This window comes from Mycobacterium sp. NGS54, assembly GCF_059812465.1.
In genome coordinates, this window is record NZ_JCALCS010000009.1 from 191,508 (window position 1) to 205,643 (window position 14,136).

A 14,136-nucleotide genomic window follows, 5' to 3' on the forward strand; every position below is an offset into this window, starting at 1 on the left:
GGATTGCGGTCAGCCGAGGAGGAGGCCCAGCAGGCTACCGGTGATCGGCGGCACCGTCAGCTGATCGCCGCCGAGGCTCGGGGGTAGCGTCAGCGTGCCGCCGGTGATGATCGAGGGGATCCCGACGTCCCCGCCGCCGACACTCGAGGGCAGGCTCAGCACGCCGCCCGTCAAGATCGACGGGATGCTCACGTCCCCGCCGCCGGCGATCGGGGGCAGGCTTAGCACGCCGCCGGTCAGAATCGACGGAATGCTCAGCTGCCCCCCGCCCAGGAACGTTGGCAGGGTCACCGCGCCACCGTCGAGGATTGGCGTCAACACGGTGGTGATCGGGGGCACGGTGAACACGCCGCCGCCCAGGCTGGAGGGCAGGCTCAGCAGCCCACCGGTGATGATCGACGGCAATCCCAGCACGCCACCGCCGAGGGTTGCGGGCAGGTCGATCACGCCGCCGACGAGGATCGACGGCACGGTCAGCTCGCCACCGCCCAGGAACGCGGGCAGGGCCACCACGCCGCCGTTGACGATCGGGCTCAGGGCGGTCGCGATCGAGGACCCGACGGCCGAGATCGGCGGCACGGTCAATTCCGCGCCGCCCAAGATCGGCGGCAGATCCAGCACGCCCCCGGTGATGAACGACGGCACGCTGAAACCGCCACCACCGAGGATCGGCGGCAGGGTCACCACGCCGCCGTTCAGGTTCAGGCTCGCGCTGCCGCCGAGGAACGACGAGAGGTCCAGGTCGGCCGCGGCGGCGGCCGCGGCGTTGGCCGCCTCGGTGCCGAGGTAGGCGCCCGCACCCGCGCTGATCAAGCCGACGAACTCCTCGTGAAACGCGTTGGCCTGGGCGCTGATGGCTTGAAAGTCCTGGCCGAAATCGCTGAATAGCGTTGCGACCAAAGCCGATACTTCGTCCTGGGCCGCGGCGGCCACCGCCGTCGTGGGCGCCGCGGCCGAGGCGGCGGACCCGGACAGTAACGTGCGGATGCCGGACAAACCTTCGGCCGCAGACTGCAGTTGTTCTGGAGCCGTCACCAGATAGGACATATGTGCCTCCCGCAGATGCACCGCGACGGTCGCCCGTTGACCGGAGCAATAGGATCTTAATCGGATATTGCCGAAATGCCTATGAAAACTCCGTTTTTCAGCAACGGTACCGGCCGAATAGCCTCATCCGCGGGCGGCGCCCCGAGCCGGCAGCCGTCAAACGATTCTGTTGCGCCGGGCGGCGAAACGCTCGGTGCCGTGGCGTATTTCGCCTATTGGGCGGTCCAGCCGCCATCGATCGTATAGCTAGCGCCGGTGATGGTGGCGGCCGCATCGCCGGCCAGAAACACCGCGAGCGCGCCGATGTCCTCCGGTTGGGTGTAGCGGGCCATCGGCTGCTTTTCGCCGACAAATTCCGGCTTGGCCTCTTCGAATGTCACGCCCGCCGCGTCGGCGCGGGCTTGGATCTGCTGGGCGATCAGGGGCGTCATCACCCATCCGGGACAGATCGCGTTGCACGTGATGCCGTGGTCGGCGGTCTCGATGGCCACCACCTTGGTCAGTCCGACGAGCCCGTGCTTGGCCGCGACATATGCCGCCTTCTCGGCGCTGGCGACGAGGCCGTGCGCCGACGCGATGTTGATGATCCGGCCCCAGCCACGGCTTTTCATCCCGGGTAATGCGCACCGACAAGTGTGGAAGGCGGCCGACAAGTTCGTCGCGAGGACGGCGTCCCACTTCTCGACCGGGAATTCCTCCACCTTCGCCACGTACTGGATGCCCGCATTGTTGACGAGGACATCGATTGCGCCGAAGGCCTTTTCGGCGCCGGCGATCATGTCGGCGATCTCCCGCGGCTTGGTCACGTCGACCGCAGAATAAGCAGCGGTCACGCCGAACGTTTCCTCGATGTCGCGCCGCTGCCGCTCAATGGCCGCCGGGTCACCGAAGCCGTTGAGGGTCACGTTCGCGCCCTCGGCGGCGAACGCGCGCGTGATGCCCAGGCCGATGCCGGACGTGGAACCTGTTACCAGTACCGACTTTCCGCGAAGCATCGCGTCAGCGTTCGGCTGGCGGCTGCGCGGGTTCGACGGTGACGAGCTCCGTGATGCCGCTCACGGTGAGGACGGGCATCACCAGGGGGTGGGCGATGACGTCGATGTGGCCGGCCCGGGCGAATAGGGCGTTGATGGCGGAGCTGTCCAGATACTCCACCGCGCTGAGGTCGACGGTGAACATGCCGCCGTTGCTATCGGCCTCGGCGGTGGCGCTGCTGAGCGCTTGGTTGAATGCGTCGATGTTGCTCAGATCGATCTCCCCCATCGCGGTCAGCACGAGCTGCCCGTCGTGGCGGCGCGCGGTGTCGAGGATGAGCGACGTGGCCATCAGGTGATCCTCGCGCATAGGTGAACCGTGGTGCCGGCGGCCTCGGGGTTGATGGTGACGTCTTCCATGAGCCCCCGCATCAAAGCGATGCCCCGGCCGCGATTCGTTTCGGCGGCCGGCTGCGGAGTTTTCCAGGAGCCGGTGTCGGTGATGGTCAGGCGTACCTGGTCAACCAAAATGGTGGCGCCCAAACTGATCGTGCCCCCCGGGCTGTGGCGGTGACCGTGCTCGATGGCGTTGGCGACGGCCTCGCCCGCGGCGACGAGCACGTTCATCGTCTGATCCGCGTCGAGTCTGGCCCGGGTCAACCACCGGCGCAGTGCGGTACGCGTCGGGGCGAGCTGGCTGACGTCGGCGGGAAACTCCAACTCCAGCGGGGCGGGATGACGGTAGAGCAGGAGGACAACGTCGTCCTGATAGCCGTCGCTCGGCGCCAAACCGGACATGATCTGGTTGGCCAAATCCTCCAGTGCGGAATCGCGGCCCTCCTGCACGAGCTCGGCGGCGCGCAAAATGCCTTGCTGCAGCAGCCGACGGCGACGTTCGACCAGCCCGTCGGTATAGAGCAGCAACGTCGCGCGCGGCGGGACGGTCACGCGTGCTTCGGGGCGCGGCCAGTCGGCTCGCACCCCCAGCGCGATGGTGTGGCCCTCGTCAAGCATTCGGGTGCTGCCGTCGGCGTCGACCAGGACGGCCGGCGGGTGCCCGGCACTCGAGTAGACCAGTTCACCGGTGTCGGGGTTGAGCACCGCACACACGGCGGTGGCGCACTGGGCGCCGGGCAGTCGCGCGGCGAAGCGGTCCAGGCCCGCCAGGGCGGCGCTGGGGCTGGGGTTCTCGAACAGCAGCGCGCGGCAGGCGCTGCGCACCTGCCCCATCACGGTGGCGGCGGCCAGGCCATGACCGACGCAGTCGCCGACGATCAGCGCGATGCGCCCGTCGTCCAGGTCGAAGACGTCGTACCAGTCGCCACCCACCTGCAGGGGGCGGCTGGCCGCCTCATAGCGAACCGCGAACCCGTGCGGGAGGTCGGCGGGGCCGAGGATCGCGTGTTGGAGCGCGAGGGCCGTTTCGCGCTGCTGGTCGACCTGATGCACGCGTTGCAGGCCCTGGCCGAGGCGGCCCGCCAGCACCGTCAGTAGCGTCTGGTCCTCGAGGGTGAACGGCCGTCGCTCGGCGAGGTCGATCCGGACGACCAGCACCCCCTCGGGGTGCTGCAGCGCGATCCCCGCCGTGCCGGGCTCGGACGCGTTGGGGCTCAGCAGGTCGCCGTCGCGCAACGAGCTGAGCATCTGCCGGGTCTCCGACGGCAGGTCGGCCCACCGCGCGGGCTCGCCGACCGATTCCACCCACGGTTCACCGGAGGCGGTTTCCGTGGCGGACCGGTGGGTTGGGAAGGTGACGGCCAGGACGCGGCGGGCCCGCCACAGCCGGCGCAGTTCCTCGGCCGCGGCGTGCACCGCGTCCTCGACGGTGTCGGCTTGGGCGAGTTCCTGGTTGAGCGCCTGTTCGCGGCCCGCGGCCAGCGCCAGGGCGATGGCGGCGTGCCGGGCGAAGTCGCTGACGAGCTCGAGGTAGTCGCTGCCGAACGCCTGTTGCTGCGGCTGGCGCGCGACGGCGATCACCCCGAGCACCCGGCCGTCGGCGATCAGCGGGATGACGATCGCCGAGCGTTCACCGACATCGGTAAACCCCTCGATCGGGTACTGGAAGGAATCGGTGATCAGCGGGAGGCCGCGACGCGCGACGCCGCCCGTGGTGGAGGCGTCCATCGGCACCTGCCGGCCGATCACCTCCGAGGCGTACCGGCCGGCCGTGGCGGCCACGACCAGGGTGTCGACCTCATCGGCAGGCAGATCGGGCTCGCGCGGGACCAACAAGATCGCCTGTTCGGCGTCGGCCAACTCCAGTGCCCGGTTGACGATGAGCTGCAACGGCCCCATCTGCGGGTCACCGGACAGCAGCGCGGTCGTGATCTCCCGGCTGGCCTTGGTCCATTTCGAAGATTCGCGTTCCCGCTCGAACAGTCGCGCGTTGTCGATCGCGGCGGCCGCCGCCGTGGCCAACGCGCGTACGGCCGCCTCCTGGAAGTCGGTGAACGCCCGGTCCGGCCGATCGTCGGCCAGGTAGAGGCTGCCGAAGTCGGCCGCCCGCACGGTGATCGGTATACCGAGCAGCGCCCGCAGCGGCGGGTCGTGCGCCTCCAGCGCGGCCGCCCGCGGATGGGTGCTCAGGTCATCGACGCGCACGCCCTCGCCCACCGGCAGGTCGCCGAGCCGCCGGGCCGTGCCCGCGTCGATTCCCCTCTGGACGAACGATGCCAGCGTGCCGTCGGGCGCCCGCATGCCCAGCGCCGCGTACCGGGCGTCGGTCAGCTCCATCGCCCCATCGACGATCCGGTGCAACGTCGAATCCAGATCCAGGTCGGAGCCGACCTCGACGATGACCCGCACCAGTTGTTCCATCTGGTCGCGAGCCGTCGTCATCTCGTCGAGCTCGGACCGCGGGTCGTCTCGGTCGTTGTCCCGCATAGGTACAAATCTAATTGTTTAATTCCGGTTTTCCGTTAGCAGCTCGTGGTCGGCCCCACCGAGGGCGGGTATCGCCGTGGTGATTACCCACTCGGGAGTGAATTGCACGCGGCGTCCGGTGTCGGCCGCGTCCGGGTCGTCCCAGCAGACGGCCGCGCTGCCGGAGAGCTGGAGCGTGATCCCGGCGCCGAAGTCGACGAACAGCAGGGCGGCCGCCGGGTCGGCGGCCAGGTTTCCGAAGCTGTTGAACAGGTTGTTGCCCGGGTAGTCGGGCCACCACAGTCGCCCATCGGCAACGCGGACAAACCCCTGCGGGCCCCCGCGGTGCGAGGCGTCGCTGCCGGCCGTGGCGTGGGTGGTGCCCAGAAAGAAGGTGTCGGCCGCCTCGATGAGACGAATGTCCTCGGCCCGCAACGCTCTTCCGGAGTGCAGCGGCTTTCGGTCGTCATCGGGCGTCCCATGGACGTCGACGCGGCGCTGGTGGATGTACTGCGGGCAGTTGCCGTAGGCCTGGTCCACGTCGACGGTCAGGGCACCGGCCTCGGCAGAGCTGAGAACACCGTTGATGCGGACGCGCCTGCGGGTCAGAAAGTTCATGGCGATGACGCCCACCGGCTGTCCGGAAGGCAGGCCGTGCAGCGGGTCCGCGCTCGGCAGCTCCGCGTGGATCTCCAGGGCAGTCGGCGAGGCCGCCCGCAGGAACCCGGATGCGCCGAACAGCGGTGAGGTCCAAAGCCGTCCGGACCGGTCTCGGGCGGCAATGGCCGCGAATGGCGCCTCGGACAGGAACGCGGCCATGCCGGCGCGTAGTTGTCCGCGGCCGACCATCGCGGCGAGTCGGGCGGCCTCGGCCTCGACGCCGGCTTGTCGTTGCACGGCCAACTCGCCGGTGTGGAACCCCACGCTCGATGTCATCGCGGCACCTCGGCAAAGCCCGGTTGTCCGGCGTCGACGACGGAATTGAACCGGTAGCGAGTTTCCAGGCTTTCGTTGATCTCTTGGATCGCGCTCTCGGGAAGCGCGGTCACGTCGAAGTTTTCACCGATGCGTGCGGGTTTGACGGACGAGGTGAGGACGGCCGAGCCGCGCTGGATGCCCCACGCCAAAAGCACTTGCGCCGGTGTCTTTCCGACGCGCCGAGCGATCGAGACGATGAGCGGGTCGTCGAGCAATCGCGGTTCCAGCGCATGGCCCAGCGAGGCGAAGGCCAGCAGGATGATCCCGTGCTCCTTGCACAGTTCGTGGAGTTCCCATTGTGGGTGATACGGGTGCGACTCGACCTCCACGACGGCCGGCTTGATGCGGGCGGTTTCGACGATTCTCCGTGCGCCCGCGGCGTCGATGTCCGACAGGCCTATCGCCCGCGAAAGACCCTCGTCCACAAGGGCTTCCATCGCGGCCCAGGTCTCCTCCAGCGTGACCCCGTCGTCGTAGACGACGGCTCCGTGCCGGTCGCGGGGGTCTTGGTCGTCGCCGGGCCGGAACGCGAACGGCGTGTGCACCAGGTACAGATCGACCGCCTCCAGACCGAGCCTGTCCAGGCTGGCCTGCAGCGCGAGCTTGACCCGTTCGGGCCGATGGTTGTTGTTCCACAGCTTGGTGGTGACGAAGAGTTCGTCACGGCGCACGGTCCCGGCGGCGAACAACTCCTTGAGCGCCGCGCCGACGTCCGCTTCGTTGCGGTACCGCTCGGCCGCGTCGAGGTGGCGGAACCCGATCTCGACCGCGGTCTTGACCGCGTTTCGCGTCTCGTTGCGATCGGAAAGCGACGTGCCGAAGCCGAGCGCCGGAATCGCGCCGCTGCCGTCGTTCAAGGCGAATCTGTGCTGGTTTAGTTTCTCGTTCGGCGCCATGGCTTTTCGGCCTCCTTGTTGTTGGTGACGACGTGCTTGGTAAGCAGGGCGACGGCCTCGGCGGTGCTCCACACCGCGCTGGCGAGGAATCGGAAATTGACCAGGGCGGCGAGGTAGCCGTCGCCTTCGGGGAGGCGCGGGCCGGCCGTGGCGTCCTTGACGACCGCGACCTCGAAGCCTTGCTCGATGAGTTCGCGCAGATGGCCCTCGACACACAGGTTGGCGGCCATGCCCGCCAGGATCACTTGGTTGACGCCGCGCTTGCGCAACTGAAGCACCAGGTCGTTCGATTCGGGGCCGACGATCTTATGCGGGGAGGCGATAACGGTTCGCCCGTCGTGGATGTGGTCCCGGTAGGCGGGCAGGAAGTCGGCACCGGATCCGGCGAATCCCTCGGTCGTGTAGGCACCCCGGCGACCGAACATGCCGGCGGCGCCCATGAATTTCTCGAGCGGATCACCGAACAGCCATTGCTCGTCGGTCGGGTAGAAGTAGTGCGGTGACACCGCGACGGTGATGCCCGCCAGCTTGGCAGCGTGCAGCAACTCGCCGATGTGAGCGACGACGTTGTTGTCACAGATGCTGTCACCGAATACCGGCCATGCAACGCCTTCCGGGCTAAGGAAATCGATCTGCGGATCGGTGAGAACTAGTGCGGCGCGCTCGAGGTCGAGCGTGAAGCCGGAATACGGCAGGGCGGGATTCTGGGGTTCAGCGTAGTCGCTCAGGTCTGTCATCGAGCCTTCCCTGCGTATCAAAGCCCGTTGGTCTAGCGTCTGTAGCATAGATGACCAGTCGTCTATCTAACAAGGCCCTCAGTCTCGGCATTCCCGAGAGCGATAGATCAGTGCAGCAGCGCCGGAACGGTGACCGCTTCGAACCGGTCGTACGGGACGCGGCTGCGGGTGACTTTCCCGCGCAGCGCCGCGCCTTCCCACGCCTCGATCAGTCGAAAGGCGAGGTCCCCCGTTTCGAGGTCGCCCCGAACCTCCGAACGCAGGCACTCGCCCACGGCCGCACCCCAGCGGTCCAGGATGCTCACGAGCTCCTTGCGTACCGGCTCGCTCGTCCCACTGAGTTCGAGCGACAGGTTGCCGACCAGGCAGCCGAGCAGGAAATCACCGGCCTCGTGTTCGTCGGCCAGCGCGTGGAAAAAGCGCGTGATCCGCTCCTGCGCCGGCCCATCCGCCTCCAGGAGCGGCACCAACCGCGCCTCGACGTCTGCCCAGTGATGCTCGAGGATCGCCGCGGCAAAGGCCTCCTTGCTCGGGAAATACGCATAGAACGACCCCTTCGGGACGCCGGCCGCGTCGGTGATGTCCTTGACGCCGCTGGCGGCGAATCCGTGCTTGTGCAGGAGTTCCTGCCCCGCCGCGAGCAGGCGGGACCGCACCTCGGGGTTCGGTGGGCGGGGCATGGCAACAATGTTAGCCGACCGGTCGGCTATCTTTGGTCTGCCGTCGTGCGCCCGACGGGTGGCGTAGCGTCTGGAGCGGCCTTCGACCGCCGGGAGTGAAGGAACGAGATGGTGACATCGGGTCTGTTCGGTTTCCTGACGCTGCTCGCGCTCGCGTTCGCGCTCGTGTTCGCCGCTATTGCGGCAGTGCACGTCAAACGGCTGCAGGACCGGCCGCCTCCCCCGCTGAGCGACGAAATCGGCAGCACCAAAACGGTTACGCGCAAAGTGCGCAAGCGCGAACCCATGTCGCAAGACGAGCTGGATTATGCGAAGCAACTGCTTGCCGCGCGCAGCTCGCTGCTGACGCTGGCCATCCCGGGTGCGTTGTTCTCGCTGGGCTGCTTTTACGTGTTCGGCAGTCTCTACCACTTGCACGGAGCGACGCCCTCCGAGCGGACGTTTCTCGGTTTGTTTCCGATATTGGCGTCCATGAATCTCACGACTCAAGTCGTGCGCAGCGCGAGGTTGAAGCGGCGTCTGCAAAAGATGTCCTGAAGCACCTACAGGCATGTGTTGCCGTGAGCGACCGGCGGGTGTGTCCGCAGGTCGCTGCGGTCGCGTTGCGGCCGCAAGGCCGCTACTCTTTCACGATCATCTGTCCATTGGGTACATGACCGTCTACTATCTGCAGTTGGCCTAGGGGTGGGGCCGGGGGGAGAAGACGATGGCCCGAGCGAGTTACGAGAGGTGATCGAATGAGCCCTCGTCCGGTGGGCAGGCGGGTTTTGGCGCGAGTCTGGTTGCCGCTGGTGGCCGTCATCGCGCTCGGTGTCGGCGGGGTGGCCATGTACAAGGTGCACCAGTTCTCGGAGCCCCCGCCCGTCATCACCGTCAATCAACCGGCCGCACCGCCGGAGTTCAGCATCAAGCGGCTCACGTACGAACTGTTCGGCTCCGTCGGGGAAGGCGGGATGCTCGTCTGGGTCGACATCAACGGCCATCCGCACCGGGTTGATCTCACGACCTTGCCGTGGTCGCACACGGAGGCGACGACACTGACCGTGGTGTCCGGCAGCATCTCGGCGCAGGTTCATGGCGGTCAAGTCGGCTGCCGACTGCGGGTGAATGGCGTTGTCCGCGCGGAACAGTCCGATACCAATCAGGATGCGCACGTCTATTGCCTGGTGAAATCCGCATGAGCGAGCATCCGGCGGAGCAGCGGACGAAGCGCCCGTTCATCCCCAGAATGGTTCGCGCCCTTGCGATCCCGATCATCGCCTTCTGGGGCCTGCTCGCCGTGTCGACGAACACCTTCATGCCGCAGGTGGAGCGGGTCGCGGAAGAGCTCGCGGGGCCGGTGGTCCCGCACTACGCGCCGTCCCAGCGGGCGCTGCTGTCCATCGGTGCGAAGTTCCGCGAGTCCAATTCGACCAGCCTGGCCATGATCGTGCTGGAGGCCAACCGGCCGCTGGGCGACGCGGATCATCAGTACTACGACGACTTGATGCGCCGGTTCAAGGGCGACCCCAAGCACGTGCAGTACGCGATGGACCTCTGGGGTAAGCCGATCACCGCGGCCGGGGCGCAGAGCCTCGACGGCAAGTGCGCCTACGTGCTGTTGCGCCTCGCGGGCGATATCGGCCAGATGCAAGCGAATGAATCCGTTGCCGCCGTTCGCGACATCGTCGCGAAGGACACGCCCCCGGCCGGGCTCAAGGTCTACGTCAGCGGCGCGGCCCCGCTCGCCTCGGACACGGTGGCCATTGCGAACTCGAGCCTGAACGACATCACGATCGTGACGATCTTCCTGATTATCGGGATGCTGCTGCTGGTGTACCGCTCGATTGTCACCCTGTTCGTGCCGCTGGCCGGGGTGCTGTTCGAGATGCTGGTCGCGAAGGGGGTCATCGCGACCCTCGGGCATCTCGGGTACATCGAACTCTCGTCGTTCGCCGTGAACATCGTCGTCGCGCTCACCCTGGGGGCCGGGACGGACTACGGCATCTTCCTGATGGGCCGCTATCACGAGGCGCGGCACGACGGCGAGAGCCGGGAGGAGGCGTTCTACACCGCGTATAAGAGTGTCACCCCCGTCATCCTCGGCTCGGGCCTGACGATCGCGGGGGCGTGTTACTGCCTGACGTTCGCACGGCTCAACTACTTCCACACCATGGGCCCGGCCGTCGCCATCTCCATGCTGTTCACCATCGCGGCGGCGCTGACGCTCGGCCCCGCCTTCTTGGCCCTGGGCAGCCTGTTCGGGCTGTTCGACCCGAGGAGCAAGGCCAAGGCACACCTATATCGGAGGATCGGGGCGAGCGTGGTCCGGTGGCCGGTGCCGATCCTCTTCGCCAGTGCTGCCGCCGTGCTGCTCGGGGCGATCTTCGTTCCGACGTACCGGCAGAACTACGACGACCGTCAGTACCAGCCGCACAACGCGCCCGCCAATTTGGGCTTCCAGGCGGCCGATCGGCATTTCCCGAAGAGCAAGCTGTTCTCCGAGATGTTGATGATCGAGTCGGATCACGACATGCGGAACTCGGGTGACTTCATCTCATTGGACCGCGCGGCCAAGGCCCTCGAACGCCTGCCCGGCGTCGCGATGGTGCAAAGCATCACCCGGCCGATGGGCCGGGCTTTGGAACACGCCACGATCCCCTATCTGTTCACCACCCAGGGCAGCGGGAGCGGCCAGCAGCTGCCGTTCAACCAGCAACAGAACGCCAATACCAACCAGCAGGCGCAGATCACGCAGCACACCGTCGAGGTCACACGCAAAGAGATCGACTATTTCCAGAACCTGTCGGACGAGCTGCACAAGACGGTTCTCACCGTCGAGGATCTGCAACGGGTCACCGACGAGATGAATCAGGAAATCTCGAACCTCGACGACTTCTTCCGGCCGATCAAGAGCTACTTCTATTGGGAGCGGCACTGTTTCGACATCCCCATGTGCTGGGCGTTCAGGTCGTTGTTCGACACGCTCGACAACATCGACCATCTGGCCGCCGACATCAACGACGCCAAGACCTCCCTCGAGGAGATGGACAAGATCGTGCCGCAGATCATCGTGCAGCTGAAGCTGACGGCGGACGACTCGGAGGCCTTGGCCAATCTCTTGGTCAGCACCTACGGCCAGTCGGCTCTGCAGACCACCCAGACCAATCAGACGTTCGACGACCAGATCAATGTGGGGCTCGACTTCGACCAGGCCCGCAGCGACGACTTCTTCTACATCCCGCACGAGGGATTCGACAACGAGGACGTCAAGACCGGCATGCAGCTGCTGATGTCACCGGACGGCCAGGCCGCCCGGATCATCGTCACGCACGAGGGCGACGCCAACGGTCCGGAAGGCGTGCAGCATGTCGAGCAGTTCCCCAACGCGATAACCGTTGCCCTCAAGGAGACCTCGCTGGCCGGCGCGAAGGTCTACATCGGCGGTTCCGGATCCACCAACAAGGACATCAAGCAATACGCCGCGTCCGATCTTTTGATCGTCGCGATCGCCGCCTTCGTGCTGATCTTCTTGATCATGCTGTTCCTCACCAGAAGCCTGATGGCGGCTATTGTCATCCCCGGCACGGTGGCCTTCTCCTATGCCGGGGCGTTCGGGCTTTCCATCCTCGTCTGGCAGCACCTCATCGGCCTGCCGCTGCACTGGCTGGTGTTGCCGCTGACGTTCATCATCCTGGTGGCGGTGGGTTCGGACTACAACCTGCTGTTGATCCTCCGGGTCAAAGAGGAGCTGCACGCCGGGATCCACACCGGCCTGATCCGCGCGCTCGGCAGCACCGGTGGCGTAGTGACGTCCGCCGGTTTGGTCTTCGCGTTCACCATGCTGGCGATGCTCACCAGCGATCTGCGCACCGTCGGCCAGGTGGGTTCGACCGTCTGTATCGGGTTGCTGCTCGACACTTTGATCGTGCGGTCGTTCGTCGTGCCGTGCATCCTGCGCATCCTCGGGCCGTGGTTCTGGTGGCCGACGCTGGTGCGTTCCCGTCCGCTGCGGGAGCCCGTCGCCGCACCAACGACGTGACTGCCGTCGGCCGACCATGCGGTGATTCCCAATTGCGGTATCACCGGCGATATCACAGATGAGACTCACCTATTGGTCGGTCGTGGATTACGCGATGCGATCAATGGTCGCCAGTTCCCCCGCCAGCTGCTCGCGGGCAATTTCGGCGTCGTAGTGAGCTTGCATGTTGATCCAGAACATGTCGCTCAGTCCGAGCGCACGGGAGAGCCGCAACGCCGTGTCGGCAGTGATGCCGCGCTTGCCGTGCACGATTTCGTTGATCCGGCGGGGCGGCACGTCGATCGCCTTGGCGATCCGATACTGCGAGATACCAAGCGGGTCAAGAAATTCCGCCTTGAGGATCTCGCCCGGTGTGGGTCGGCGCGAAGTCTGCCACTTATGTTTGCCCTTTTCCCGGAGCGAGCGAATCCGCGATAGATGATCGCGCCAACCGTTATTAACGTAAAGCGTTATCACTCGGCCGCTAGAAATTCAGCCCCGAGAACATGACCCGGCCGGGGTCGTACTTCTGGCGTACCGCACTCAGCCGGGACAGGTTCGGGCCGAAGTAGCGCGACGCCGGCTGGTTCGCCTCGATGTAGTTCACGTAGCCGCCGACCGAATACGGTTGCACCGCTTGGTGTGCCGTGGCCAGCCAGCTCGTCGCCGCCGACGGGTCACCCGTTTCGACGTACCACTGCACCAGCGACGCCTGCCGGCGCCACGGGAAGGCCGTCGCCCCCGGAGCCACCGTGGCTAGCGCGCCGTCGAGCGCGTGCATGATCGCCAGCATGCGCCCGGCGCCACGCGGAAACGCTTCGACCGCCGAGGCGATCCCCTGCGCGGCGGCCGGCGTCATCGCCGTGAAGACGTCGGATCCGCCGACGTATCCCAGCGGCGACGGGTTGAGGTTGCCGACCGCCAAGTAGCGCACCAGGTCCATGTAGTTGAACGTGTGGTTGTCGGTTCCGGTCGGTTGCACCCCAACGGCTTTGGTGATCGCGGCCGCGACGCTGTTCCCCGATCCGGCCGGGCAGGTCGCCATGATCCGTGGATGCGTGCCGAACCCGTCGACGGTGTTGTCCGCCAGCGCCCACATGCTTTGGTCGGCGGTGCGCAGCCAGTTCTGCCACCCGACGAGGACCTGTGCGAACGCCTGCGGCGGGAAGTTGAGGTTCACGACGTCGACGTCCCGGGTGGGGAACGTGGCGAAGGTCAGCGAGGTGGTCACGCCGAAGTTGCCGCCCCCGCCGCCGCGCAGCGCCCAAAAGAGGTCGGGGTTGCTGGCCGCGGACGCGGTGACGGCCTGGCCCCCCGGCAACACCACCGACGCCGCCGTCAGCTGGTCGCAGAGCAGGCCCGCGTGCCGCGACTGGGCGCCCAGGCCCCCGCCCAGGGCGTGCCCCGCGGCGCCCACCGACGGGCAGGTACCCGTCGGGATGCCCCGGCCGGCCGCGGCCAGGGCCTCATGGATCGCGTACAAACCGGTCGCGGGCGTCACGGTGACCTGGCCGGTGGAGGCGTCGTAATTGATTCCGCCGGGCAGCTGACGCAGGTCGAACACCATCGCGCCGTTCGCCGTCGACGCCCCGATGTAGGAGTGCCCGCCGCTGCGCGGGGCGACCTTGAGGTTGTTGGCGGCGGCGAAGGCCATCGCCTTTTGCACGTCCGCCGCCGACGTCGGGGTGACGATCGCCGCCGGCGTGGAGCCGTTGTAGTTGGTGTTGAAAACCTGCTTCGCGCCGGCGAATTGGGGATCTTTCGGCAGGACCACCTTCCCGCCGATCGCGGTGGTAAGGCCGTCCCAGCCGGAGGGATTATTGGGGGCCGCGGCGGCGCGGGTCGGGCCGAATACCGCGCCGGCGGCCAACGCCCCGGCGGCCCCGCGCAGGAACGCCTGGCGGGAGATCTCACGCGCCATCGTCGGGCTCCCGCGATTGCGTCATGTCCCGCATTCTCAAT

General features: G+C 66.9%; 13 protein-coding genes. 3 read left to right on the forward strand and 10 right to left on the reverse strand.

Features of this window, described 5'->3' with window-relative positions; genetic code table 11:
• Nucleotides 1–9: 9 nt before the first annotated feature.
• From AC5Y5E_RS27630 to AC5Y5E_RS27665, 8 genes are all read right to left on the reverse strand, one after another.
• Nucleotides 10–1,047, reverse strand: coding sequence for a PE family protein (locus AC5Y5E_RS27630; protein ID WP_499906730.1), 1,038 nt, complete (start codon nucleotides 1,045–1,047; stop codon nucleotides 10–12).
• Nucleotides 1,048–1,259: 212 nt separating this feature from the next.
• On the reverse strand, nucleotides 1,260–2,042 hold the full coding sequence (locus tag AC5Y5E_RS27635; protein ID WP_499906732.1) for a 3-hydroxybutyrate dehydrogenase: 783 nt from the start codon (nucleotides 2,040–2,042) through the stop codon (nucleotides 1,260–1,262).
• Between the two features lie 4 nt (nucleotides 2,043–2,046).
• Nucleotides 2,047–2,373, reverse strand: a complete 327-nt coding sequence (locus tag AC5Y5E_RS27640; protein ID WP_499906734.1) for an STAS domain-containing protein — start codon at nucleotides 2,371–2,373, stop codon at nucleotides 2,047–2,049.
• Complete coding sequence (locus AC5Y5E_RS27645) at nucleotides 2,373–4,904, reverse strand: SpoIIE family protein phosphatase (RefSeq protein WP_499906736.1); 2,532 nt, start codon at nucleotides 4,902–4,904, stop codon at nucleotides 2,373–2,375. Before AC5Y5E_RS27645 ends, AC5Y5E_RS27640 begins: the two co-directional genes overlap by 1 nt.
• 18 nt (nucleotides 4,905–4,922) lie before the next feature.
• Nucleotides 4,923–5,819 (reverse strand): pyridoxamine 5'-phosphate oxidase family protein, encoded by an 897-nt coding sequence (locus AC5Y5E_RS27650; protein ID WP_499906738.1) that lies wholly within the window; start codon nucleotides 5,817–5,819, stop codon nucleotides 4,923–4,925.
• On the reverse strand, nucleotides 5,816–6,757 hold the full coding sequence (locus AC5Y5E_RS27655) for an aldo/keto reductase (RefSeq protein ID WP_499906739.1): 942 nt from the start codon (nucleotides 6,755–6,757) through the stop codon (nucleotides 5,816–5,818). Before AC5Y5E_RS27655 ends, AC5Y5E_RS27650 begins: the two co-directional genes overlap by 4 nt.
• Nucleotides 6,736–7,494, reverse strand: coding sequence for a cysteine hydrolase family protein (locus AC5Y5E_RS27660; protein ID WP_499906741.1), 759 nt, complete (start codon nucleotides 7,492–7,494; stop codon nucleotides 6,736–6,738). Before AC5Y5E_RS27660 ends, AC5Y5E_RS27655 begins: the two co-directional genes overlap by 22 nt.
• A 107-nt stretch (nucleotides 7,495–7,601) precedes the next feature.
• A complete protein-coding gene (locus tag AC5Y5E_RS27665; RefSeq protein ID WP_499906743.1) occupies nucleotides 7,602–8,174 on the reverse strand; it encodes a TetR/AcrR family transcriptional regulator in 573 nt (190 codons plus the stop codon).
• A gap of 108 nt (nucleotides 8,175–8,282) precedes the next feature.
• Between AC5Y5E_RS27665 and AC5Y5E_RS27670 the strand changes: the two genes are divergently transcribed.
• The 3 genes from AC5Y5E_RS27670 to AC5Y5E_RS27680 all read left to right on the forward strand — a co-directional run bounded on the left by AC5Y5E_RS27670 (nucleotide 8,283) and on the right by AC5Y5E_RS27680 (nucleotide 12,195).
• Nucleotides 8,283–8,711 (forward strand): hypothetical protein, encoded by a 429-nt coding sequence (locus AC5Y5E_RS27670; RefSeq protein WP_499906745.1) that lies wholly within the window; start codon nucleotides 8,283–8,285, stop codon nucleotides 8,709–8,711.
• Nucleotides 8,712–8,911: 200 nt separating this feature from the next.
• A complete protein-coding gene (locus AC5Y5E_RS27675; protein ID WP_067158647.1) occupies nucleotides 8,912–9,355 on the forward strand; it encodes an MmpS family transport accessory protein in 444 nt (147 codons plus the stop codon).
• The gene (locus AC5Y5E_RS27680; RefSeq protein WP_499906746.1) at nucleotides 9,352–12,195 is read left to right on the forward strand and encodes an MMPL/RND family transporter; all 2,844 of its coding nucleotides are present in this window, start codon (nucleotides 9,352–9,354) and stop codon (nucleotides 12,193–12,195) included. Before AC5Y5E_RS27675 ends, AC5Y5E_RS27680 begins: the two co-directional genes overlap by 4 nt.
• An 87-nt stretch (nucleotides 12,196–12,282) precedes the next feature.
• On the opposite strand, the gene AC5Y5E_RS27685 is transcribed toward AC5Y5E_RS27680, so the two are convergent.
• A complete protein-coding gene (locus AC5Y5E_RS27685; RefSeq protein ID WP_499906890.1) occupies nucleotides 12,283–12,603 on the reverse strand; it encodes a HigA family addiction module antitoxin in 321 nt (106 codons plus the stop codon).
• A 55-nt stretch (nucleotides 12,604–12,658) separates the two neighbouring features.
• On the reverse strand, nucleotides 12,659–14,095 hold the full coding sequence (locus AC5Y5E_RS27690) for an FAD-binding oxidoreductase (protein WP_499906748.1): 1,437 nt from the start codon (nucleotides 14,093–14,095) through the stop codon (nucleotides 12,659–12,661).
• Nucleotides 14,096–14,136 lie beyond the last annotated feature (41 nt).